Raw genomic sequence first — 23,509 nt, forward strand, 5'->3', positions numbered from 1 at the left:
TCTTTAGGATACATATCACCAATTGAATATAGAAATAGAGCTAGCTTTGATTTAGCAGCTTAGGCAGTATTTAGAAAGTATATTCTTGTTCGGAATAAATTTGTCTAAAAAAGGGTTGCCTTTCCACAAGTATTAAAAAAGTACTTTGGTCGACTATAGTTGTAATGGTCGATATATCAAACTTAATATTTTCAATTACCTTATAATAATTCGTATTATCATAATATGCCATCTTAAGTCTTAGCATTTTATCGAAGCATTCTTTTAAAAGATTAAATGGCACCATCTGAGTAATATAAGTTGAGTTTACCATCTCTATATATTCAAAAAGTAAATTTACAATAACAAAAAGTAGCATTACCAGAGTAATAAACCCTACTGTTTTTATGTCATTTTTTATAATTCCATCATCTATTAAAATTTGTCTTATTAACGGGGTGAATATACTTATTAGGGAAGTAAAGATAATGGAAATAATTATTATGACAATTCTCTTTCTATAAGGAGAAAATAACCTTAAAATATCTATAATTATTTTTTTATTTGGTTGTCTATTATTTGTCATCTTTTTTTACCTCTTCATATTGCATGTTTTAGTGTCCAACATCTGCAAATGCAGATGTTGGACAACCTTCTTATTACCATCTTGGAAAGTCTGTTCTTTGATAATATCTTTCAATAAACTCAACTTCTGCCATACCCTGCGGAGTATCATTTGGAGGTGTACACCCAGCTATACACTGAGTTTTACATTCCTCACAAGCAGCTTTGTAATAAGATGTAAATCTTTTATCGTCATTTCTCTTGCCTAACTTTTTCATACTTGTCCCTCCTTCCTTTTTATGACTTCATTAATATGTAGACTTTATCTACATATTAGCAAAACCCATTTGCTAATTTTTGAACGTTCAAAGTGCTAGCTTTATATTAATTAGAAATCGTCATTTCTAATACTAGCCTATCTTATTTCAATTTCAAAATTAACACTTTACAACACTAAATTTATTTAATAAGCTTGTACACGTTATATATACAAGGGCAACTATCTTGTATTAATTATAACAATTTTATTTTTCTGTGCGAGAGATTGTCATGAACTATATATTTTAATGTCACAAACTAAGATTTTCACAATAACTTTATACCTGTTCTCTCTTCTCTACTATTTCTAAGTAATCCTATATCCATATTAAATCCTTCTTTTCTTTAAAAATAGACCTCTAGATATCTTCACTTCATGATAACTAAAGGTCTATTTTGCGTATTATACAATTGTTGTAGGTTTAATTAACTTGTTTAATTATAATATCTGTAATATAAAACTATTATCTTGATTGTTAGCTTATTCTAATATTCATTTATGTCATAATTTAAACAGCTAAAGCAATTGTTGAGTGTTTTGAATTTATTATCCTCCTGAACGACTATGAATATATCTAGTAGCATATTATAAAATAATGAGTTTATTCTTGAAGACAAACATCCCTAATTATATATAAAGCATTATTACTATACAATATAGCTATTATTAACCCAAAAACTAACTTAATGTTTGTTCTCATTCAACAAACATTAATAGTGCTGTATGGAATTTGTTGCTATCATATTTAAATTCTATAACTCCATTGTATTTTTCTAAAACTGTTTTTACACTTTCTAATCCTAAACCATGATTGTTCTTATCTCTATGTGAAGTAATTATTTTACCTTTTTCTTTTATGATTGTTCCATCAAATGAATTATCTATCTTTAAAATTAATCGACCTTTTGTATATTTAATTTTGATATCTATATATCTATTTTTTTCTAACTTTTTTACTGCATTTAAGGCATTATCTAATAAGTTTCCTAGAATGATAGTTATATCAAATGAAGGAATTTTCAGTTCTTTAGGAATATTTAAATCTATATTTACAGCAATTTTCTCCTTTTCTGCTTCTTGTAATTTAAAGTTAATTATGCTGTCTATAACGGTATTTCCTGTAGATGCCAAACCTTCTTTATTATTAAACACTTCTATCACCCCCGATAAATACTCCAATAACTCTTCTTTTTTATCCTCTTCTACCAATACATATAAGGAGGTCATATGATTTTTCAAATCATGCTTTATTGTTTTTATAGATTTCAAAGATTCTCTCATTAGTTCAAGCTGCTTTTCATAATACTTATTTTGCTGCTGCATAAGTATCTTATCTTTCTCCTCTGATAATATCCTTGAAATTTCGTCATACAAGTAAAATGTTGCAAAATTAATCAATAATACAAATGCTATAGACATAAATATCGTTACAGATGCAAGTCCACGTACCATAAATGTTGTAATCAGTAAATATAATGTTCCTATTGGTATAATAAGTATGCATAACCAGTAGGTATTAGGGACAATATCTCCTTGACGAATATTTTTGTAGCTTCCTATAATCAGTACAATAAAATATGATACTATTCTTATAATAATAATTCCTAAAATTGATTCATAATCATTTCTTATTAGTAGATCTAATTTGAAATATCCTGTATATAAAACAATTATCATCTCAATGCACATTAAAGTGAGGTATATTAAAAGAGCTGTCAAAATCCTCTTTTTAAAACTACTCTTATAATTCAATGTTAGCATTAAGAAAAGTCCCAGATTTGAAATCAAGAGTATAATAGGAATCTTAACAAAAATATGTAACATAGTAATAGCTATAAAATATATAATATAAGACCCTATTTCTATTACCTTTTTATTTGTATTTTCCTTTGCATAAAATATCCTCATAAACTTATATATTGTATAAGTCATAAAGATATTGCTAAAAATATAAATGGAATTATATATATCAATGCTCACCACTTATTCCTCCTGCTCTATACTCAACTGTATATCTTTAATTTCTTTTCTTTTTGCTTGACTTATGGGTAATATAATCTGATTTGACATAATAACTTCCTCATATCTAAAAATAGATATATGATTATAATTAACTATGTAGGATCTATGAATTTTAATAAATTGATATTTTCTAACTATCTCAAATATATTCTGCATTACCCCATAAAAAATATCTTCACCTTTTACAGTAACAATTCTTGTTTCTCTGCCAAGGCTCTCAAAATATATGATATCCTTTATTGGTACTTTATGTGATTCATTTCCTTTTTTATATGCAAATATCCCCCCTAGTTTGTCTGCTCTAGTCATAGCTAGCCTTAGATCTTCTATCACTTTATTTGGATCAATAGGTTTTGGAATAAAGTGCAAGGGCTGTACATCAAACAGCTGACGATCATAACCATCTTTACCTGAGATATAAACAATGTCCGTTTTATGATTCTTCATCGTATTTCTTATCTTCTTTCCAACTTCAAGTCCATTCATACATTCCATTTCGATATCTAAATATATTAGGTCAAAGGTATGACTCGATTCCATATATTTGTACAATTCTTCCCCTGAAGAAAATACTATAATATCTATCTCTAAACTGGTTCTTTCCGAATAATCCAATAATATATTCTCAATTTGTGAACCTATTATCTGTTCATCATCACAAATCGCTATTCTAAACATAATTCATACCCCCTTAGCAACATGATAACTTACAGTAACTATATCACATTTATGCATTCTTTGGATAAATTATAAAGAATTAAATATATAAATATTAGGCAAAAAGACCACTATCCTAACAGGTAGAGGTCTTTCATTATCTGTAATCCTACATAAAGTAAACTAGAGAACTATTAAATACTTATAATCCTTTCAATTTGGAATTACTAACACTTTACTAATCCATAATATGCAGATCAAGAATATATATTGGATAGTTTCAAAATTAACTATTGATATTTATTCCTTGATATCTTTAATTTTTCCAAGTACAAGCATAACAGAAATCAGACATATACCCATAATTATACATATCGAAATTTGTTTCTCACCTGTAAACCAAAAGAGTAAAGCAAATCCAATTAAAACGCCTAAAATAATATTTGTCCGTTTTTTGAAAATCCTCTTTTCCTCTTGATCTAAGGGCTTGTTTGCATCCTCTACTGGTGCCATTAGCAATATGATTATACCTGATACTGTTGTAATAATAAAGCAGATAAAACCATTCCAAGGAATCAGCTTTATCAACCAAAGTACTGCTGTTATCATCACAACAGAAAATAAGTAACAACTGAACGGAGTACTTGCATGATATCCTCCTGCATAAACCCTAAGAATACTGTAAGCAACCATAAAGATTACACTTTGCCAAATCATATTAAAGAAAAAACCAATTATTATTATGGTTATCATATTTAAAAGCAACAATAAGCCTTGTTTAAAACCATAGGAATAAATATCTTTTTCCTCTACACTAATGATTTGCATACTTATTAATTTGTCCGTAAGTATTTCTGATAAATCCATTAAAACTTACGAAGCTTCTTAGCTCCTTCTGGCAATTCAGGTTGGTGAGCAATAAGCATACAAGTTGTATTAACGTTTAGTGATGTTACCATTAAAGCTAAGCTCGCCAATGTCATACTGAATTTTAATCCCAAACTCCTTAAGTTTCTCAAAGCTAGTCCCCCTTTCTTTTACTAATAAATTATCTGTTTACTCTTATTAAACAGTTTAATATTATCTTATAATTTGTAATGAACTAATAGTAATTTAAGTCATTTATAACTATACATGCTAACATATAACCTATTCAATTGTTCTAGATGTCTAATGATCTATTTTTATATAATTTGGAAAGTTATCAATTATAGATTTAATGACTTCATCGTTTCCGCGGTATACAACAATACTATTTTGGATCAATATACTATGGTTAGAATCATCTATATCATTTATCTTAGATTTTGCTTTTTTTGATGTTTTATAGTGTAACAAAAAAATTTCATCACTATCTGATAAATTTGCAACATATATATCATCAGCAGACGGTAAATCTTCACTCCTTGATTTAGGAAAATTTTTTATAGTAACACCATAACCATAGGAGATGAATATAGCTTCTAATTGATTTCTATCATTCTCCCAATTTTCATTATTTTTATTATTAATATAATGAAATGATATTATTATGCTTAATAGTACTATTAAGCATAATAATATGGATAAAATAATTTTAAGCTGTTTCTTCATCTTACAAGTATCATCATTTCTCTGTTATCAATCTTTTCCATGACTTTATCACTCAAAGTATCTGTTGATACCCAAAACTCATACCATCTGGCACATTCTCTTCCTTTTGCGTTGTTATGCAAATCCATTTCAGTATGTTCAAAAGCTGTAAAGCCATTCCATGAACCCGCAGCTCTTAATTCCGCATCTGTAAAGTCCTCATGCGCATCAGCCCACATTTTTGCCTTACTTGCACTCGCAAAGTTTCTTGTCATAATAGCATTCCACATTGCATGTCGATAAGCATTTCCTTCATCGCCATCTCTCCATCTTGGGTAATAGTCGTTTGTATATTCGTCAGCTTCTTTTGCACATGATCTAACAGTAAGAGCTTGTCCAGGGTACATACCAATTAAAAATAGTTCAGTATCTGTTAATGTATCAAGTTCATCTAATATATTCCCAATAGATTCACTTATACCATATGTTGAAATTGAATCCCTAGAATCATATATTTCTTGGAATTTCAAGATTTCATCGTAAGATACATATTTTAAAACTGAGTCAGCAACATTATCTCCATACTCTTCTCTAATTGAGTCAATAATACTCAAATTTGATGTTTGACCAGATGCAAAAGCAGTATTTGGGATTATTATGGAAATAAACATCATAAAAGCTAATGCAAGTAATCCCATTCTCTTTTTAGTTAATTTCATGAAATCTCCCACCTTTCATTTTTTTAATTTTAAATACATTGGAAGAAACTATTCATTTCTTAAATAGCTCAGTCATCTGATAACTATTTAAGTTTGTCTAATATATGCATTAGAACTTACGAAGCTTCTTAGCTCCTTCTGGTAATTTAGGTTGGTGAGCAATAAGCATACAGGTTGTATTAACATTTAATGATGTTACCATTAAAGCTAAGCTCGCCAATGTCATACCGAATTTTAACCCCAAACTCCTTAAGTTTCTCAAAGCTAGCCCCCCTTTCTTTGTTAAATAATTGTTTACCTTTATTATAACAATTTAATATTTCTATGCCATAATTTGTCATGAACTATATATTTTAATGTCATGAACTAAGATTTTTGTTAAGAAATAGATCATTAAATCCTCTTATATTATTTCTTATGATGGAAACTCATAGATTTTTTATATGATAGACTAGACTGTTTATAATGTTCTTTTTCTGATGTTAAATATATTCTTAAAGTGAGTCCTTCTTGTAGGTTCAACATGAACTCCACCTCGGTCCATAAAAAAGACAAACTACTCCCTTGGTGGGTAGCTTATCTTCTTTATTATGTTTCATTATTTTTCCAAAAAATATCTATTAAATAAATTACCTCCATTTTTCCCATACCTTTCGTCTTTGGAATGTACTTCCATATTCACTACAGATAATCTTACTGTACCTAGACACTACTATCCCCAACACACAAAGACTTACAAACAAGACTTATAGGGCGATTACATAAACTGCAACTGGTTATATTGCATCATAGGAATTTCACCTCCACCGGGATCTCCGCTGGCTGCCCCATTGGGATATCTATGGCTAGGCAGAAGTATCATTATAGGCTGATTGGGTTATGGCAAACAATCTACCATGGATTGTTTTATGGATCAGATGGGTACCGCTCTGCACCTTAGAAGGCCGACTTTTATATTAGCAGAAATCATATCTGCGTATACAGGTGGTCTTGACGCATCTTCCATTGTCGCTTATCCATTTTTGGCTTATCAGCTAATATATTTATGTAATCGGATATTAATTTTTCAAAGTACAATCTATAAAATAAAAACAGGGAAGAGAAAAATAATATCCCTTCACCTATTTCCACACTTAACCCCTATTTTTGAAGTCAGTTTTTATAAATTTTTTATTCTTTCTCCTAATTTCTTTTTTGTATTATCAATACTATACTTGACAGCACGAATGGAATATCCCTCTAACAGCGCTATTTCTTTTAATGTAAAACCATAGTTATAATATAAAAATAAGGTATATTTGAGGATTGGGATTTCTATATCCTCTTTCACCTTAGCCTTATTTATATAAAACAATTGGAGTAAAAAATTATGTACTAAAAGAAGTTAGTAAAAAGAAAAAAGACGATTAATTAATCGTCTTTTTCATGTATCTATATTCAAGTATCAAATATGTTGTAATCATTGAAAGAATAAATAATAAAGTAAATGAGCCTCTTATTACAAATGTGTAATTGAGATAAAACTCCTTATAATCCATTAATGGGTATAACCTTATTGGATTTATGGAATGATATATAAATACCAATGATAGAAAGATAGTGGATATAATTTTTAATATTAAATCTTTTTTATAGTTTTTATAATTTTGTTTCTTCGGTTCTCTATTATATTTTAAATTAAATATAATAAATGCTATTAAAATACTTAGGATTATTTTAAAAAAATATACTATAAAAATATTAAAATATTCATATAGATTTATTAAATTAGCAATTATTAAAAGTATTATAACTCCAATTATAAAAAATGATAATATTGAGATAAATACTTTTAATTTATCTTTAATTTTAATAAAATTCACCTCTTCTAATAATTATACTTTAAATTTAATTCCATAATTTTGTTTCCGCAAGAACAGTTATAGATCCTTTATTTCTACCATCAGTAACATCTGCAGTTGTAGTTGCACTAAATCTAAATCCTTTTCTATAATAACTAAAATGAGTAAAGTCATTACTTCTTGGATAACGTATACCGTCTCTATTTGTGTTATCAACATAAATTCTAAGTTCTCTATTTGATACTTCTGAATCACCAGTTGGTTTCCATCCGTAGAATACACTTTCCAGTTCATTGTCCATTCCGAAATTATCTATCCAAACTAATCCAACAAGTGCAGTAACTCCAAGTTTTGTTGCTTTATCTTCTATTTCTTTAGGTCTAGCATATGCTGTCATTGAATATACCGATTCACCATCAATTTCTCCAAGTTTTTTTACTGTATAACCTGTTTCTATTTCTGGCGTTTCTGAAGGTAATGTAGAAAAACTTCCTATTAAAGATTCTTCAGAAATAAAGTCTCCTTCGATTTTTATTTGATCTATTATTTCTTTAGGAACTTCATTATCGATAACTCCATTAATTGCATTATCTAATTCTCTGTCAATGTCTATTGATGATATTAATTCTTCTAGTTTTAAATCTTTTTCAGTCATGTTATGTTCTTGTGCTAATACATTAACACTTGGGATTAACATTAGAATTGCTAAAAAAACTGGCAATACTTTTTTGATTTTAAACATAATACCACTCCTTTTTTAATTTTTCACTTTTATATATTGTTCTATTTTCTTTAGTCTAATTTCTTTTACAGATACTATTTGTTTTAGCTGACTTAAATCTCTAATTTCAGTCAAATTTTTTAGTATTTCACATTCGTCAATATCACAAGAAAACACTTTGTATGAAAAAGAGTATAACTATCAATGCACATTAAAATAAAGATGCATCAGATATAATAATTGGCTTCACTTTTTTAGGAACATTCTTTGCCATTAAAGCATATTCTATTTTAGCTAATCCTCATCTTCAAAATTTGCATGCTTTAGCTGTTTGGAAGTACAATCATTATAGCTAATAATACGGATAAAACTTTAACTTATCTCATTTCTCAACACCTCCCTTTTTTTATTTAGATTTACTTCTGAAAAAACAATAATCAATAAACCAATACTATATATATACATCTTTTCCATACAACTTACCTTCCTTATTTGAAACTACTGACATAATTTTAAATTGCTTATGCTTTTTAGCATCGATAATGCTGAAAATATTAATAACTCTTATACATAAGAAGATAAAGATTCAATTGTAATGAAGAATTAAGGCATGTCCAAAAATTAAATTATTTATTTTCTTATCTTTTTATATTCAATTATATATTCTTCAAATTCTAAAATCAGCTGACTCTTGTCCTTTTTTTGAAATTTTCACTATATATCAATTCATGGTAATAGTAAAGCCTACTTATTTGATTTGACAAATAATAACCGATATTTATAACTTATAAATATCTATTAAATAATCCCCTTAACCTTGTGTTTATTATAATAATTTTATATTTCTATGCCATGATTTGTCATGAACTATATATTTTAATGTCATGAACTAAGATTTTTATTAAGAAATAGCTCACTAAATTATCTTATATTATTTCTTATGATAGAAACTCATAGATTTTTTATATTATAGACTAGACTGTTTGTAATGTTCTTTTTCTGATGTTAAATATATTCTTAAAGTGAGTCCTTCTTGTAGGTTCAACATGAACTCCACCTCAGTCCACAAAAAAGATAAACTACCCCCTTGGTGGATAGCTTATCTTTTTCACTTATATTCCATAATTATTTTAAAAAATATCTATTAGATGAATTACTTCCATTCTCCCTATACCGTGGTTCTTTTGTAAGTAAACCACACCGTATTAGATCTGCAATTCCCCTCTTTACTGTACTTCTAGACATGGATGTTTCCTTTGCAATAGTGTTTATGGCTGGCCAGCATTCCCCTTTTGCATCACTTCTGTCCTTTAGATACATATATACTGTTTTCGCACGAGCCGGAAGTTCATCTGATGTGTAGGAATAAATTGTTCCAAAATAACTCAAACCTTATCCCTCCTATGTTCTCAATGTCGGCCTTCTCTTTTTATTAATTGGATCTATTTTCGATGATGGATTGTGTGACATCCCACCACTTTTATTTTTTATATCTCCTGATTCTGTTTCTTCAATATTTTCATCAAGCTCTTGATTCTCAATATTTTCTTCTAATGTTTCTTTATCAGCATAGAAAACCCTACGACGCGACTTTTCCTCCATAATATATGGTTTACTAAAAGTGATGCCCCAATCTAAAAACAAACGGAGTACAGTCCTCATTGGATGCACTCCTGTTTTCATGATAACAAAGTTTCCTTTTGGTAAAGATTTTAATTCGTCTGCTGTTAATAATGGTCTCTCCATCATCTGCAAACTTTGGGAAGGATCATTTTTACCTCTGCTAATACTTCCACTCATAACAGTTCTACTTCCAAGTGATTTGGACAGAACTTGAGCAGTTTCAGAGTTAGGCGCAAAGCCTCCAAAAATAGTAAGCTGACAGTTATCAGTTATAATCTCACTACCTTCTTTTCCATAGTTTTTATCAAGCTGTGCAAAGGATTGAATGATAGGCACTAATGATATCTTTCTGGAACGACCAGCACTAAGCATCATTTCAAAGGATTCTATCTTTGGTATTGTACCTATTTCATCTGCATAAATCATTACTCGATTTGGAAGCTTACCCCCGTTTTCATCAGCTACTGTTAACATTTCACGATAGAACTGTTGTAAAAATAAGCTAACCATAAAATACTTCGTATTATCTTCTTCTGGGAGTATTAGAAAAATAGCAGATTTTTTATTACAAAAGGTTTCTGCATCAATTGCAGTGTCAAAACATAAAATCTGTTCCATTTCTGTATCTAAAAATGCATTAAGTCTTGATAGTACTGTAGATAGAACTGATGCCATTGCCTGTTCAGCTGAGTTTAAAGCTGCACCTGCAAACCACCTTGCCTTATGCCCTGAAGGAAGCTTGTCCATCAGTAACTGAAACTGACTCTTTCCTTTTACCTTACTTGGTTCCATTAAGTCCTGCACCATTTTAAATACACTAATTATATGCCTAGTATCAACTATTTCTCCATCTTCTTTCGTAGGTGGAAGATACTCTGCAATAAGTAAAATAACAGCAGTTAGAAGTCCTTCAGCTGCATCATAGAAGAAAGCATTTTGTCCATAGGCAGAACTATCGCCTGTGGAATTTATAATAGTCTTTGAAATAATCTTTGCATATTTTTCAGCCTTTGCCTTAGCATAAATATCATTATTATCTTCCCTATATCTATCCATATACTTATTAACTAAATGCAATAAATTGTTGCCATCACTTCTTGTGGGATTTCTAAGATCCATAACTGCAATATTATATCCGTAACATTCTTTAGCAATCCTTCCATAGTTTCTTGCTAAATCCCCTTTTGTGTCAGTAGTTATAAAACTCATCCCAGTTGCACAGGCATATTCCAAATTAGGATAAAGAAAAAATGCAGTCTTTCCTACACCTGCTGCACCAATCATAAGACAATGGACATCATCAGTATCTACAAGTGCTATGACATTATTTTTAGCCCCTTTGCACCCAACTATAATTCCCTGCTCTGTAGGTAGATTTTTTCCCTTCCTCCAATCTGAAACATTAAATGGTACATGCTTATAAGTTTTTAAAATTTCTTTCTTTGTAGCAAATCTAGCTGTACCATGCTGACCATCACCAACCGTTTTTGACTTGATTCCATTTAAGGTATAATAGTGTGCAATTAGTGAAATACCACCTATTACAATAAACATCAGGGCTGCCATGCCTATAAGGAGATATACTTGTGATTCCATAAATCTGTCCCCCTTTCATCCTTTGCACTTTAAAATCATATTATAGAATTTATCTTTACCTCTACTATATAATCATCTCCTTGATTTGTTTTTGTTCTTGTTTTTGTTCTTGTTTTTGTTCCTGCTTTAGTTCTTGTAGTTCAATCAAAATAATTGCCTTTAAACTATGTTGGGCAATTGACTCATAAGCTTTTGCAATATTTAATTTTTCATCTTTAGAAATAATTCCTTCATATCTACTGATTTTCAAAATTTCCTGTCCAATCATATCTAAACGACTATTGAGCCTACTGCGATTCTCATGTGCTTTAAATCCGTAATACAATCTGTTTTGGATAACATCTATGCCTTGGCTAATTTCCATTTGTTTATATTCCCTCTCAGCTAAAAGCAAAGAAAAAGCAGATAGTTGTTTTAATGTTTCAACTATCTGCTCCATATTATTTGTTTTACATCTGTGGAATAATTTATTTAATTTTGTTAGAGAATCATCTGTACTTTTAAATTCAGATGTTAGACTATAAATCTCTGAACAAACTTTATCCCGTAGGGGATAATGTGGATGTTCTTCTCTGGGTATTACAGGAAGATTAAGGCTTGCCTTAAGGTCTTCATTCCAATCTTTATATTTAGGCATAAGCTTATCACATCTTATTTTCCTATCAATTAATATATCATAGAACTTTTCAGTGGTTTCAATTCCAGCTATATCATAATCCAGACATAGTATTACATGATTAAGATGGGGATTTATTTCAATCATCTTCAGCATCGCCTGTTCAGACACTCCACACAATGATATATAACTATGGGACTGCCAATCTCTCGGATATATTGTAATAAAGGATAGCATATCAATAGGTGCTTCAAACACATAAAGCTTGTTACCTTTTCCAATATAATTAAAGCTATAGCAAGAATCACTGCTTTCTATATTTCCTTTAAACTTTTTACCCTTCGTATATATCCCCTGTTTATGTGCATGACGGGGAGTTCCATTTTCATCTAAGCCTACAAATACAGCGTTGTGATATTCCTTTGTCTTGTCTTTAGAGAGTTCACTGCTTTCATATAGCATTTTATTTCTAGCAAAGAAACTCACTATATCTCTATCAATACACCTTTGTTTGATCATATAAGCAAAGACCCTGCGCATATCAGAATGTTTTCGGGGTAAAACAAAGGGCTTTCTTTCCTCCTGTTCTTTTACGTCTGTTGTTTTATATATTATTTCTCCCTGTTCATCAAGTAATTTTGTTACTGCATCTGGAAAGCTAAGTCCATAAAAGTTCTGCAGAAAATCAATTGCTAGACCACCTTCTCCTGTTTCATGGTCATACCACCTATTTCCTCTTATGGTGATACTGCGGTCACTTGCAAGCCTTTTCTCTCTTCCTGAACGTAGTAGCTTTTCCCCCTGTCTTTCCAGAAAATCCACTAGATCAACTGAGTTTGCTTTCTTCTTTTGTTCCTCTGTAAAATGAATGTAAGTAGACATTATTACCTCCCTTTTAATTCTATAATTCAATATTCTGCTGCTCATGGTCATCTTTCTTATGTCCTTGTGCCATCTTCTTTTCTCTTAACTTTCTTAATAACTTACTATCAACCTTAATTCCAACTCCTGATGATTTTAACGGAACATTATCTTCAAATGTCTTACTCATATGATGAAATATCTTTGATACTGCAAGTGAAACAGATGTGTTATAAAACTTATCCATATTATCTAGAAAAAACTGAGCATATTCATTCCCTTGCTCGGCAGATAATGCAAACCATTTTATTGCCTCTTCTTTATTCCTTGGCACATCTTCACCCAGTAAATATATTTTTCCTAATAGATACTGCCCATATTGATTTCCTTTTTCTGCAGATAAGTACAGCCATTTTATTGCTGATGGAATGTCTTTCGTTATATCCTCATCCTTAAGATATAGCTTACCAAGCTGATATGATGCATACTCATTTCCCTGTTCTGATGAGAGTTTAAATAACTCTACAGCTTTCAATGTATCTTTATCCACGTATTCCCCATCAAGATAAAGCTTTCCAAGAGAATACTGTGCAAATTGATTTCCACTAGTCGATGCTTGTTTTAAATACTCAATTGCTTTTTTAACTTCTCTCTCTACTGGATTTTCTTCTGCAAGGATTAATTTTGCAAGGGAATAACAGGCAAATGTATTTCCAAGCTTTGCTGACTTCTCATAATACTGTTTTGCTGCTTCAAAATCAGCATATGGAAAACCCTGCTTTGCAGATTTTAAATAGAGATCAAAAGCTCTTCCATAGTTCTGCTCAGCTCCTTGACCTCTATAATAAAGACCACCCAAGGAATATTCAGCAAACTTATATCTTTCTTTTGCTGACAGAGTAAGCCAGTATGCTACTTTTTCATAATCTTCTTCTGTTCCAAGACCTTGTGAATACATCTTACCTATACGATACTCTGTATATTTCCAAGACTTTTTATCTTCTACCTTATGAAAGGCATTGAGGGCTTTTTCATACCATGCATATGATTCTTCCATATCAATTTCTACACCAAGACCATCTGCAAAGATTCTTCCCATATTAAACATGGCAAGAGCATTTCCTTTTTCAGCTTCAGATTGAAATAAACAAAAGGCATCCTCAAAATCTTGTACTACATCATCTGTACCATATAAGAATTTGCAAGCCCTTTTATAATCATCACTCCACTTGAGATAAACATCTTCAGCTATATCTATATCATCATTAGCTATTTCTTCAAAGGAAAAAATTCCTTTATTATAATTATCTGCCTCTTTAATAATCATATTTTTAATTGACTTAAATTCCTTTTGTTGTGATAGTGGTAGAGACTCTGGCAGATTATTCATGTAGCTATTAAGAACTTCGTTACGCATTTCATACCATAGCCCATATGCCTTACTTATCCTTTCATCCTTAGCAAGTTCATCTACAATCTCATCTACCATAGCTTTAAGCTTTAGTTGTAAATATCCATACTGTTTTTTTCCTTTGCTGAACTTCAATCTTTCTGCAAACTCTATAAATAGTTTTTCCACTTTACTATTTCGATAGGTATCATTTTTCATTTCAGATATTAGTTGTAATAAGACTTCTCTTGATTCTTGTTTTAGTTCATCCCTTCTTTTGCTTTGTTCTATATAGATTTCTTTTAGCTCTTCTCCAAAGATATTTTTTACAAATCCTGATTTCATTTTCTCTATGCCTTTTTTAGTTAGATATCCTTCCTTTGGATCTGTTGAATAACAAACCATATGAACATGGGGATGGTGCCCCTCATTATGAAATGCTGCATACCACTGAAAATTCTCAGGTTTTATCTTTAAGGATTCAGCAATATCTATGGAATAATAAGAAAGCATATTGTGCCAACTTTCAGCATTATCAAAACCAAGTCTTGTAGCATCTTCTCGTCTTAGTGAAATAATTGGAGTCCAAACATTTCCTTCATGATTTGCAACTTCATCTGCTATTTTACTAAGAACTAGACTGTCATCTCCGCCAGTAAATAAACCATGCTTTCCCATCTTTTCTACCCTTGGTCTATTTGCAATATAATCTACATAGTTTTTCCGTTTACCAATCTCATCAAAGTTTTCTTCTATTGCTATGGAAATAAATTCAGAAGCATTTTCTAATGATGGGTTCTCAATATAATCTTCATATTCAAATAAATTTTTGGTGTTTGGAAATTCTTTAACTAGCTGTAATATTAATTCTCCCTGTTTTGTTGTGGAAGAAAAATTTCTATTTTCTATATTAATTTTTTCTACTCCATCACGAGTAGCAATATAATTTACTAAGTTTTCAAGATGAGCCGATGTTTTATCACTCCCACCTTTTAGATAAGGACACTTTAAAATAAGTCTTGGCATAAATTATCACTCTCCAATTCCTTGCTGAAACTTTATCGCCTCCTCCATGTATATTTTACCCCTTGTCTTTCTTACTTGCTGGACACATCTTCCCCTAAGACTACGAAGTTCTTCCTCACTAATTTCTAAACCTGCGGCGAGTATATTCATCATCATACTCATTTCAACTGATAGACGAAATAAATTATTAGCATTTCTATTTTCTGTTTCTTTAAGTATTCCTTGTATTGCTGAGATTAGTATCTTAGATAGATATCCTGTAGCATCTTCGCTAACTAAATATCCCATATAAAAATTTAAAGCTTTATCTATAAATTCACTTCTGCTTTTGCAATTATCCCTTTCTAGTAAACTATCCATTTCTTCCATTGTTTCAGGATATAACCATACTGCTGTCCTTTCCTTTACTGAGTTCTTTTTCTTTGTCAATTTATCACACCTCAAACATCTATTATTTCCCTTGACCACCCACAAGGTACACCTACCAAGTCTTGTTTTTTGGGGTTCTTAGTAGATAACGACCACCTGTGACAATACAAAATCCTATTTCCGACCACCTGCCTTAATCCTTTCAACCCACGGCACTGCCGGGGGATGTAACTGGAAGGTGGAATCTTTTGACCACCTTCCTTTATCCTGCACCAAAATCAATAGGGTAGTTCACCCTATTATTTTGATAATCATCTTCTGGAAGTGAGTGATTAAGCTATTCTTATACTAATTATGAATGGTCGGCACATTTGCCCCAAATTTCGATTTACTTTATATTAGGTATAAACATACCATGTCCCCTATTTGAATGGCACACAGGGGCGAGTACGCCCTCAAAAATTGTCTTATTCCTGTTTTATTGATGGTATATTAGTTTCCACCTGCTTTTTAGCTGATTTTTTAGGTTTTCTTCTCTTTATTGCTTCTTCTTGCTTTTCATCGATATATTCTCTTACATTGGCTGGAACATATTTCTCGTATAGTTTTTGAAGTTGATCCATTAGCTCATCTTCCAGATCCAATTCTTTTTTCTCCATATATATATTTATGGCTCTTAATTTTTCAGCCTCAAAACTTATCTTAACAGTATCTTTTTTCATCTAATATTTCCCTCCTTATCCTTGTGATTTCTTAATTAAAGATGACATTATCTATAAAAACTATATTCCTATACGAACTTTATAATATTTTTCCCATCAAAAAATCACCCACATATATGGGTGATTTTTAAGTTTTTTATATTTCAAATCTAGAATTTACATATTCATTTGTTGGCCAATCTCATTATTTTCATCCTGTTCTGCCATTTTCATCTCTTGTTTCATCAATAAATCCATGCTATAGTCTAGTATTTTTTCCTTGCGTTCAGTAATCATTACTTTATAAAAATCCTTTTGGATTGATAATATTGAAGGAGTTTCTTCAATTATTTTATATATCTTTTTCATATCTATCCGTCCATGAACTCTTTTTAATGCATCATTACAATCAGGATTCTTTAATGATGAAATAAAATCAAAATATGAAATTTTTTTACTATCTTCTTCTATAGACGATGCTGGAAATACAAATACCCTTCGATTAATCTCATCATCATTATTTAAAACTTGTTCCATTCCTTCTACTGAAAGTTGGGGATATAGGCAAGAACCACAATCATATACTGGTGCTATTTCCGCTATTTTTAACTCTTCATCTATTAAAAATCCCCAATTCCCATTATGCCTATCAAAGTTTCCCAACAATGCATCTATAATAAACATATCCCAAAAGAAACTTCTTAGTTTATCTGGTGGTAGTAAATTTTGCTCATCAATTGCTTTCAAAATCGATGCTAATTCTTTACCATATCCGCTTTGTTCACTATTAATACAAGTGTTCTTTAAATGAGCAAATTCCATTAGAGTCTTACCATCGGATGTAAAATCTTTGCAAGCGACTACCACTTTTTCCTTTCCTCTTTTATCTGTATATGTTCCTAATATTGTTTCTTGAGTATTAATACCTATTGATTGGAATATGTGACAAGCAATATATTCACTAACACATCCATTGGTATAACTAATTAATTTCTTTCTTCTAGGCGCTGGAGGAAATTTCAACATATAACTCTTATCTTTATAGATAATATTGATTTTATTTCCATTTGCCCCTCCATATGCTTTAAATTTATTAATTTCACAAGAAGTAAAATCTATCATTTAATCCTCCTGTTTTTCTCCGTAGAGATATTCTTCTCTTAAATAATTTGCCTGTTCCTCTGAAATATAACCTGCCCATACATCTGAATTGATTGCACCATAAAGCTCATCCCATAGGCAATCTAAATATAGAACATTTTCTTTTTCTCCCCTTATATAAGACTTTAATGCTTTCTCCAAATTACTTGGCAAATTGGTTTCTAAATAAGATTTATCCTTGGGTTTTCCCTTACTTAAGTTATCTTTCTCTTCTACTTTCAGCTCCATAATTTCCTCAATAGGCATCTCAAGTACCTTGGATAGTTTTGAAAGTGTTATTGCACTGCATCTATTAAGATTTGTTTTACCTGAACATATATCTGATAATGTAGACCATGGGACTCCACTTATCTTTGACAAACTATATCTGGACATACCTTTTTCTCTTAAAATTCGTTGAATTGTCATAATCATCACCTATATTTAGTATATCGGTGTTCCGTTATAGTGTCAATAATTTCTTCTGCTTTATTACAATATATTTAGGTGAAATTATATAGAGCCTAAAATTTAAAAATCAAATCCTATAAACTCCATCCTTAGCTGTGCCTCTGGTTCTTCACCTGTGAATTCTTGAATCTTGCCAAATTCTTCTGTATATTTTTCTATTTGCTCATCAGTTAAGGATACAAATTCTCCGTCTTGACTATCTCCTACAATAAAAAAAGGACCAGCAATAATATCATTACCGACCCTTCGATTTAATTCCATTCCATTTAATTTTCCCTCTTCATTACATACTAATATGCAATTATCACCTAAATAAATACATTCAAATAATCCTTCAACTTCTCCTTGGATACCCTCTAAATCATTACTTATTTCCTTCTCATAGGGTAGCCTTTGTGGTTCAATTTTTAAAATTTTAATTTTCTTTTCTATATTATCCATCTATAAATCCCCCTACATTTCCATATTTTCAAATGGTTTTATTTCACTCCAATGCTCAATATAAAGCATCATATCAAAGCAATCCTCTCCGATTTCTAGTTCAGCAAGTTCCTCCCTATTTTCCAATTCTGCCATTAGCATTGTTCCTATTCCGTCATTTTCTCTTACTGTAAGACCATAGTTTTCTTCTATCTCATCAAAGTATATTACCCAACTTCCATTGGAGGTGTTTTCCATAGCTTCCTCCATAATTTTATCTACAACCATAGATATATGCTTATCAATATAAGATTTTATATTTGGTAAAAATGCTGCATATCTTGCATAGTCATATCCTTGACTTTCTATTAAAATCCCGTCACCACTATCCATATCAAGAGCCAATAAGCCATGTACTTGTCTGTCAGAATCTATATACATTTCATCTTTTCTATCTCTAATAAAATCTCTATCTTTTAATAAATTCCTACTAAATTCTTTAAATTCCTCTTCATCCATCAATTCAATTCCCTCAATTATACAATTCGCTGCATTAAAGTTTGGTATCTTTCTTTCAAATATTCCTTTTGTAATTAACATAAAGTTCTCCTCCTTTTATGGCAAATAATTTCTTGGGTTTTGCTTTTCTCCATTTATTCTTACTTCAAAATGAAGATGATTTCCTGTGCTTCTTCCTGTTGAACCTACTTCTCCTATGATATCCCCTGCTTTTACTTTTTGTCCTCCTGTAACTAAAATCTTCGAGCAATGAGCATAGAAGGTAATGAATCCACCACCATGATCTATCATTATATGATAACCATAACCTGTTGATGAATATCTGGTTAAATAGACAGTTCCATCCAGTACAGATCGTATGGGTGTACCTCTTGGCAATCCTAAATCAATTCCATTATGCCCTTTTGTCTGTCCTGTAAATGGGTCTTTTCGATATCCAAATTCACTAGTAACCACATTTCTCCAGTTAGCTCCCACTGGAGAATAAAAACCATCTGCACCTACAAATTCACCTTCTGGCAAAGGGAGTCCATTAATAAAATCATCAAATTCTTCTCCATAGGTAGGGGCAGGTCTTCCATAAAGGATGCGATAATATATTTCAGTAGTATTAGCCATATCCTCATAAGTCACAATTCTTCCCATTATATCATCTATATTTTTATATATTTCCGATATGTTTTCTATAGGAATAGCCACTATATAAGTTTCTTCATGTTCATTTCCTTCTTCATCAATTACAGTCCTTACTTGTTCCCTATAGGTTACAAAACACTCCACAAATTTTGCTTTATCTATATTTGACGGTTGATTTTCTCCGAAATACAGAGAATAAAAAATAGCCTTAACCCTAATTGAGTCCAGACTATCTCCATCTTCGATTTGACTATTTATGTCCTCTATCTTTCCATCAAGCATTGTAAAACTCCTACGCATATCTTTTATATGTCCCCTATATTCTTCTGGAATAGTGTCTGGTATACTTCCTCCATTAAATGATAAATCTAAGGCCATATTATTATGACTAGTTGTACCTGAGAGAAGGCTTAATATAACAACAATAATTAATATAAAGGGAGATAGGGTTGCTGCAATAATCCACCCTATTCCTTTTCTTAGCCTTTTATCTGATAAAGTAGATAAAGCTGTTTTTACAATAATCCCTAATGATCCGGGATCTGCCATTTACATCACCACCACTTCATTCCAAGTATATTTCCCTGTTCTGGTTCTTCCTTATCTATTTCCTCAAGATTCTCCATTTGACTAAGGGTTTTCTCTACAGCATCATATAAAATATCTAAGTTAAACCCTGCCTCAATATAGCCTTCTTCTATAGCTTTTAGATAATTATCTGATGGCTTTCCAAGTTTATAACCTTCTGTCATTATATAAACCATTGCTGTAGCTTTATAATTACCTACAGTAATATCCACTCCAGATTTTCCATAAAAATTTGGATAACCTTCATATCTATCAAGGGCTTTCTCATCATCAGGTTTGATACTCCATAGTAAAACCGGTACCGTACTTCCTTCACATGGTTCAATAGTTGCCACTGCACCATATCTTGATCCACGAAATACAAGTTCATAATCCTTCAGTTCTGATGTACCGATAACTCTTGCCGTAGGGCATCGGTGCTTCATCTGATTTAAGTTTAGGTTACTCCCATAGGCAATATATAACTTATCTTTCTCCATCTTGACCTCCTTACTGGTTCATAGACATAGAAAAAGCAGGAGATTCTTCCTCCTGCTCATCTATTCCCATATCATTATTTTCTAATTCTTCTCTTCTTTCTTGCTGTAAAAATTCTAATTCTCGCTTTTGTCTAAGTCTTTCTTTCTGTGCCTCAGCTTGCTCTGGTGACTTCCACGCAATATTTCCTTCTAGATTATCTAGGAGATGTTTTCTTGCTGTTTTAAATTCATCTCCAATTAAGTTGAGTCTTAAAAGCCATACTCTAAATGTATATTTCTCATTTTCTGATACGGTTTTTATTGGACTGGCAGACTTTTGATTATAGGCTTGTGCTGTAATTGCCATACAGAGTTGTAGATAAGCCTTAAGTTTTCCTGCATGGAGTGATCCATTAAAGGCACGAAATTCTATTGTTCCTTTTTGAAAAACAGAGTGTAGATTTAAACATCGATATCTACTGTCATGGTAATGTTGATGGCTTCCATCCCTCCCTTTATACCAGAGACTTTGAATCCCACTTATTGTTTTGGGTTTCTTTTTGTTTAGTTCTTCTAAAAAGTCCTTATCTATCTTTTTGCAATATCGTCTTTCTCTTTCTGAGTCTACCTTCAAGGCTTTATATATCATATCTTCTTTTGCAGCTATGATATTTACAAGATTTCTAAGTTGATATGCCTTAAATGGGGCTGCATTGATATGAATATGAATACCACAGCTTTTATTACTGAATGCTCCAGCCCTTCTTAACTCTCTTATCATCTCTTGGATATCCTCTATATCATCATAAAAACATATAGGACTTACTAACTCAACACTATATTCTCTATCTGCTATTTGCTTTCTATTCCCTACTTTCTTTTGACAGGTAATACTAGCATCTCTTACAAGTTTCCATTTCCTATTTTCATTATCTGTTACAGTATAAGTTCCATATCCACCTCCCTCAAAATCTACTGTACCATTTAAATATTCACCAATAACCTGCGCTGCTCTCTTTCTTGTGATACCAGTCATTTCTACCTCTACTCCAAACTTTTGCTCCCTAAGATCCATATCCTCACCGCCTTACCATAGCTTTTTTTCATTTATAATATCTATGGCATTTTCATATCCTGCATATTTAGCTGAAGTTACTATAAATTCTATAAGTCTTTTATTTCTCCAAGAGTCTATTAATTCTCCATAGCATTTATCATGAAGTTCATTGATTTTAAAAATAGTATCTGCAATAACATTTTCTATTTCTTTATCTGAGCCATTAGATGCTTTTCTGGAATTTTTTAGTTTATCAATAAATTCATCCAGTACATTATCCAGTTCTTTAATGTCCTTCTCATTATAATAATTGTAAGCTAGGAATGGATTTTCATATTCTTCTCCATTAATACAATGTTTTATCTCTTCTAATAATCTTGGTCGATTCTTTGGATCTGCCTTTAAATACTGTTCCATAAAACATAGAAGATCATTATCTCTGTTTGGAGTATAGGTAATGCACACTCTCAAATCATCTATAATGCCTTGCTTTTGATTTCTAAAAGATTCAATTTTATCAAATATCACTATCTGCCGCCTGCCTTTCCAAATAACTTTTCTTTATATTCTGGAGCATGAACTGCTAGATTGTAACGTTCATTACCACATTTATATAAACACACTCCCCTCTGTGGAAATTTAATTAGATTATATTCTGATTCCTCAAGCTGTAAGGTATCCATATAAAACTGCTTATCAATATTTCCTGCATTAAATAAAAAAGCGTGTGCCGGAATAGAAAACAGTGGCTTTGTCAGCTCCCTAATTCCTTCAATGTTGAAGTCTTCAAGGTTTTGGCTGCTAAGGATAACTGCTGATTCTTTCTTTCGCACTCGCTTCATAAAGTTACGAATATATTCAATTGCTGTAAGGTTTGTTAGGAATAAATAAAGCTCATCAATTCCTGCTGCTGTATTTCCTTCTGTTAGTAGCTTATCTGACATAAAGGATAATACATTAAATAATAAGGCATTTTTAACATTTTTACTAGCTTGAAGTAAGCCTTTAACTCCAAATACAATAAATCTATCTGATCTTATATTAGTGTGTCCATTAAAGAATTTACTCTCTGCCCCTTGGCACATGGAATGAAGTCCAAGGAGTATTTCTTGTAATAATTCTTTAGTATAGAGTTGGTACTTTTCATTATCATAACCTTTGTATTCTTCCTCTATTAATAAATAAAAGTCTGATAAAATAGGATAGTCCGTAGATTCTAGCCTACTAAAATCTGTGCTATCACTAATCTTATATTTGGTATAAAGTTTTCCAAGCATAATTTCTATTACATCAATATGCTTATCTTCAAAGTCTTTATATGAACGGAAAAAGTCCTTTAAAAAACTAATATGTTGACTTAATTTAGTTGATTGTCTAAATGCAAGAGGGGCATCATTGTCACGTGGGCTTCCTTCTTCATCCCAAGTTTTAGGTTCTAGTGGATTAATCATATATTCTCCACTCATTAAATCTACAAAGCATCCACCTATGTTTTCAGCTAATTCAACATATTCATGCTCAGGATCTAGGCATATTACATTCTTTCCTGATTCTAAAATATTACATAATATTAACTTTAATAAATAACTTTTTCCCTGCCCTGAATTTCCTAAAATCAGAATACAGGGGTTAGTTTTATCATCA

General features: G+C 31.1%; 25 protein-coding genes. All 25 read right to left on the reverse strand.

From position 1 onward, the window contains the following. Nucleotides 1-70: 70 nt before the first annotated feature. Nucleotides 71-565: an ABC transporter transmembrane domain-containing protein gene (locus tag FYJ83_RS17105; protein WP_154442656.1), complete on the reverse strand. Its 495-nt coding sequence runs from the start codon at nt 563-565 to the stop codon at nt 71-73. 73 nt (nt 566-638) lie between these two features. Next, on the reverse strand, nt 639-821 hold the full coding sequence (locus FYJ83_RS17110) for a hypothetical protein (RefSeq protein WP_154442658.1): 183 nt from the start codon (nt 819-821) through the stop codon (nt 639-641). 737 nt (nt 822-1,558) lie between these two features. Then, nucleotides 1,559-2,539 carry an ATP-binding protein gene (locus FYJ83_RS17115; protein ID WP_229768632.1) on the reverse strand — a complete coding sequence of 327 codons (981 nt, stop codon included), beginning with the start codon at nt 2,537-2,539 and terminating at the stop codon, nt 1,559-1,561. 306 nt (nt 2,540-2,845) lie between these two features. Continuing rightward, a complete protein-coding gene (locus tag FYJ83_RS17120; RefSeq protein ID WP_154442662.1) occupies nt 2,846-3,562 on the reverse strand; it encodes a LytR/AlgR family response regulator transcription factor in 717 nt (238 codons plus the stop codon). 279 nt (nt 3,563-3,841) lie between these two features. Continuing rightward, nucleotides 3,842-4,408, reverse strand: a complete 567-nt coding sequence (locus tag FYJ83_RS17125; protein ID WP_154442664.1) for an accessory gene regulator ArgB-like protein — start codon at nt 4,406-4,408, stop codon at nt 3,842-3,844. Then, the gene (locus FYJ83_RS17130; RefSeq protein WP_216563047.1) at nt 4,408-4,560 is read right to left on the reverse strand and encodes a cyclic lactone autoinducer peptide; all 153 of its coding nucleotides are present in this window, start codon (nt 4,558-4,560) and stop codon (nt 4,408-4,410) included. The genes FYJ83_RS17125 and FYJ83_RS17130 overlap by 1 nt, the downstream gene beginning before the upstream one ends. A gap of 151 nt (nt 4,561-4,711) precedes the next feature. Further along, entirely contained in the window at nt 4,712-5,134 is a 423-nt protein-coding gene (locus tag FYJ83_RS17135) for a hypothetical protein (RefSeq protein ID WP_154442666.1), read from the reverse strand. Then, the gene (locus FYJ83_RS17140; RefSeq protein WP_154442668.1) at nt 5,131-5,832 is read right to left on the reverse strand and encodes a DUF6973 domain-containing protein; all 702 of its coding nucleotides are present in this window, start codon (nt 5,830-5,832) and stop codon (nt 5,131-5,133) included. The genes FYJ83_RS17135 and FYJ83_RS17140 overlap by 4 nt, the downstream gene beginning before the upstream one ends. A gap of 109 nt (nt 5,833-5,941) precedes the next feature. Next, nucleotides 5,942-6,094 carry a cyclic lactone autoinducer peptide gene (locus FYJ83_RS17145; RefSeq protein ID WP_216563050.1) on the reverse strand — a complete coding sequence of 51 codons (153 nt, stop codon included), beginning with the start codon at nt 6,092-6,094 and terminating at the stop codon, nt 5,942-5,944. Between the two features lie 1,625 nt (nt 6,095-7,719). After that, nucleotides 7,720-8,415: a hypothetical protein gene (locus tag FYJ83_RS17150; RefSeq protein WP_154442670.1), complete on the reverse strand. Its 696-nt coding sequence runs from the start codon at nt 8,413-8,415 to the stop codon at nt 7,720-7,722. A gap of 1,104 nt (nt 8,416-9,519) precedes the next feature. After that, nucleotides 9,520-9,783, reverse strand: a complete 264-nt coding sequence (locus FYJ83_RS17155) for a helix-turn-helix domain-containing protein (protein ID WP_154442672.1) — start codon at nt 9,781-9,783, stop codon at nt 9,520-9,522. A gap of 12 nt (nt 9,784-9,795) precedes the next feature. Continuing rightward, on the reverse strand, nt 9,796-11,613 hold the full coding sequence (locus FYJ83_RS17160) for a VirD4-like conjugal transfer protein, CD1115 family (protein ID WP_154442674.1): 1,818 nt from the start codon (nt 11,611-11,613) through the stop codon (nt 9,796-9,798). 64 nt (nt 11,614-11,677) lie between these two features. Beyond that, nucleotides 11,678-13,111 (reverse strand): DUF3991 domain-containing protein, encoded by a 1,434-nt coding sequence (locus tag FYJ83_RS17165; RefSeq protein WP_154442676.1) that lies wholly within the window; start codon nt 13,109-13,111, stop codon nt 11,678-11,680. Between the two features lie 19 nt (nt 13,112-13,130). Further along, on the reverse strand, nt 13,131-15,506 hold the full coding sequence (mobP3, locus tag FYJ83_RS17170) for a MobP3 family relaxase (protein ID WP_154442678.1): 2,376 nt from the start codon (nt 15,504-15,506) through the stop codon (nt 13,131-13,133). Between the two features lie 6 nt (nt 15,507-15,512). Continuing rightward, a complete protein-coding gene (locus FYJ83_RS17175; RefSeq protein ID WP_229768633.1) occupies nt 15,513-15,935 on the reverse strand; it encodes a hypothetical protein in 423 nt (140 codons plus the stop codon). 407 nt (nt 15,936-16,342) lie between these two features. Continuing rightward, on the reverse strand, nt 16,343-16,597 hold the full coding sequence (locus FYJ83_RS17180; RefSeq protein ID WP_154442680.1) for a DUF6103 family protein: 255 nt from the start codon (nt 16,595-16,597) through the stop codon (nt 16,343-16,345). Nucleotides 16,598-16,753: 156 nt separating this feature from the next. After that, entirely contained in the window at nt 16,754-17,698 is a 945-nt protein-coding gene (locus tag FYJ83_RS17185; protein ID WP_195838042.1) for a HipA domain-containing protein, read from the reverse strand. After that, on the reverse strand, nt 17,699-18,145 hold the full coding sequence (locus FYJ83_RS19740) for a helix-turn-helix domain-containing protein (protein WP_195838043.1): 447 nt from the start codon (nt 18,143-18,145) through the stop codon (nt 17,699-17,701). It abuts the gene before it with no gap. Between the two features lie 102 nt (nt 18,146-18,247). Continuing rightward, nucleotides 18,248-18,628: a DUF3846 domain-containing protein gene (locus FYJ83_RS17190; RefSeq protein WP_154442682.1), complete on the reverse strand. Its 381-nt coding sequence runs from the start codon at nt 18,626-18,628 to the stop codon at nt 18,248-18,250. Nucleotides 18,629-18,640: 12 nt separating this feature from the next. Further along, the gene (locus FYJ83_RS17195) at nt 18,641-19,207 is read right to left on the reverse strand and encodes a DUF6329 domain-containing protein (RefSeq protein WP_154442684.1); all 567 of its coding nucleotides are present in this window, start codon (nt 19,205-19,207) and stop codon (nt 18,641-18,643) included. Between the two features lie 15 nt (nt 19,208-19,222). Then, nucleotides 19,223-20,311 (reverse strand): M23 family metallopeptidase, encoded by a 1,089-nt coding sequence (locus tag FYJ83_RS17200; protein WP_154442686.1) that lies wholly within the window; start codon nt 20,309-20,311, stop codon nt 19,223-19,225. A gap of 5 nt (nt 20,312-20,316) precedes the next feature. Continuing rightward, on the reverse strand, nt 20,317-20,829 hold the full coding sequence (locus FYJ83_RS17205; RefSeq protein ID WP_154442688.1) for a gamma-glutamylcyclotransferase family protein: 513 nt from the start codon (nt 20,827-20,829) through the stop codon (nt 20,317-20,319). Between the two features lie 10 nt (nt 20,830-20,839). Further along, complete coding sequence (locus FYJ83_RS17210; RefSeq protein WP_154442690.1) at nt 20,840-21,883, reverse strand: amidoligase family protein; 1,044 nt, start codon at nt 21,881-21,883, stop codon at nt 20,840-20,842. Between the two features lie 12 nt (nt 21,884-21,895). Beyond that, nucleotides 21,896-22,393 carry a hypothetical protein gene (locus FYJ83_RS17215; protein ID WP_154442692.1) on the reverse strand — a complete coding sequence of 166 codons (498 nt, stop codon included), beginning with the start codon at nt 22,391-22,393 and terminating at the stop codon, nt 21,896-21,898. Then, nucleotides 22,393-23,509: VirB4 family type IV secretion system protein (locus FYJ83_RS17220; RefSeq protein WP_154442694.1), on the reverse strand; the 1,117-nt coding region annotated here is incomplete at its 5' end. The genes FYJ83_RS17215 and FYJ83_RS17220, both read right to left, overlap by 1 nt.

Origin of the sequence: Tissierella pigra (assembly GCF_009695605.1) — a bacterium.
GTDB lineage: Bacteria > Bacillota > Clostridia > Tissierellales > Tissierellaceae > Tissierella > Tissierella pigra.

Bases quoted from the DNA above. Each gene is read 5' to 3' on its own strand.
- FYJ83_RS17160 (WP_154442674.1), bottom strand. From the start codon at position 11,613: ATGGAATCACAAGTATATCTCCTTATAGGCATGGCAGCCCTGATGTTT.
- FYJ83_RS17125 (WP_154442664.1), bottom strand. From the start codon at position 4,408: ATGGATTTATCAGAAATACTTACGGACAAATTAATAAGTATGCAAATC.
- FYJ83_RS17180 (WP_154442680.1), bottom strand. From the start codon at position 16,597: ATGAAAAAAGATACTGTTAAGATAAGTTTTGAGGCTGAAAAATTAAGA.
- FYJ83_RS17165 (WP_154442676.1), bottom strand. From the start codon at position 13,111: ATGTCTACTTACATTCATTTTACAGAGGAACAAAAGAAGAAAGCAAAC.
- FYJ83_RS17185 (WP_195838042.1), bottom strand. From the start codon at position 17,698: ATGATAGATTTTACTTCTTGTGAAATTAATAAATTTAAAGCATATGGA.
- FYJ83_RS17210 (WP_154442690.1), bottom strand. From the start codon at position 21,883: ATGGATCTTAGGGAGCAAAAGTTTGGAGTAGAGGTAGAAATGACTGGT.
- FYJ83_RS17110 (WP_154442658.1), bottom strand. From the start codon at position 821: ATGAAAAAGTTAGGCAAGAGAAATGACGATAAAAGATTTACATCTTAT.
- FYJ83_RS17190 (WP_154442682.1), bottom strand. From the start codon at position 18,628: ATGGATAATATAGAAAAGAAAATTAAAATTTTAAAAATTGAACCACAA.
- FYJ83_RS17105 (WP_154442656.1), bottom strand. From the start codon at position 565: ATGACAAATAATAGACAACCAAATAAAAAAATAATTATAGATATTTTA.
- FYJ83_RS17120 (WP_154442662.1), bottom strand. From the start codon at position 3,562: ATGTTTAGAATAGCGATTTGTGATGATGAACAGATAATAGGTTCACAA.
- mobP3 (WP_154442678.1), bottom strand. From the start codon at position 15,506: ATGCCAAGACTTATTTTAAAGTGTCCTTATCTAAAAGGTGGGAGTGAT.
- FYJ83_RS19740 (WP_195838043.1), bottom strand. From the start codon at position 18,145: ATGACAATTCAACGAATTTTAAGAGAAAAAGGTATGTCCAGATATAGT.
- FYJ83_RS17205 (WP_154442688.1), bottom strand. From the start codon at position 20,829: ATGGAGAAAGATAAGTTATATATTGCCTATGGGAGTAACCTAAACTTA.
- FYJ83_RS17200 (WP_154442686.1), bottom strand. From the start codon at position 20,311: ATGGCAGATCCCGGATCATTAGGGATTATTGTAAAAACAGCTTTATCT.
- FYJ83_RS17195 (WP_154442684.1), bottom strand. From the start codon at position 19,207: ATGTTAATTACAAAAGGAATATTTGAAAGAAAGATACCAAACTTTAAT.
- FYJ83_RS17150 (WP_154442670.1), bottom strand. From the start codon at position 8,415: ATGTTTAAAATCAAAAAAGTATTGCCAGTTTTTTTAGCAATTCTAATG.
- FYJ83_RS17115 (WP_229768632.1), bottom strand. From the start codon at position 2,539: ATGATAATTGTTTTATATACAGGATATTTCAAATTAGATCTACTAATA.
- FYJ83_RS17140 (WP_154442668.1), bottom strand. From the start codon at position 5,832: ATGAAATTAACTAAAAAGAGAATGGGATTACTTGCATTAGCTTTTATG.
- FYJ83_RS17135 (WP_154442666.1), bottom strand. From the start codon at position 5,134: ATGAAGAAACAGCTTAAAATTATTTTATCCATATTATTATGCTTAATA.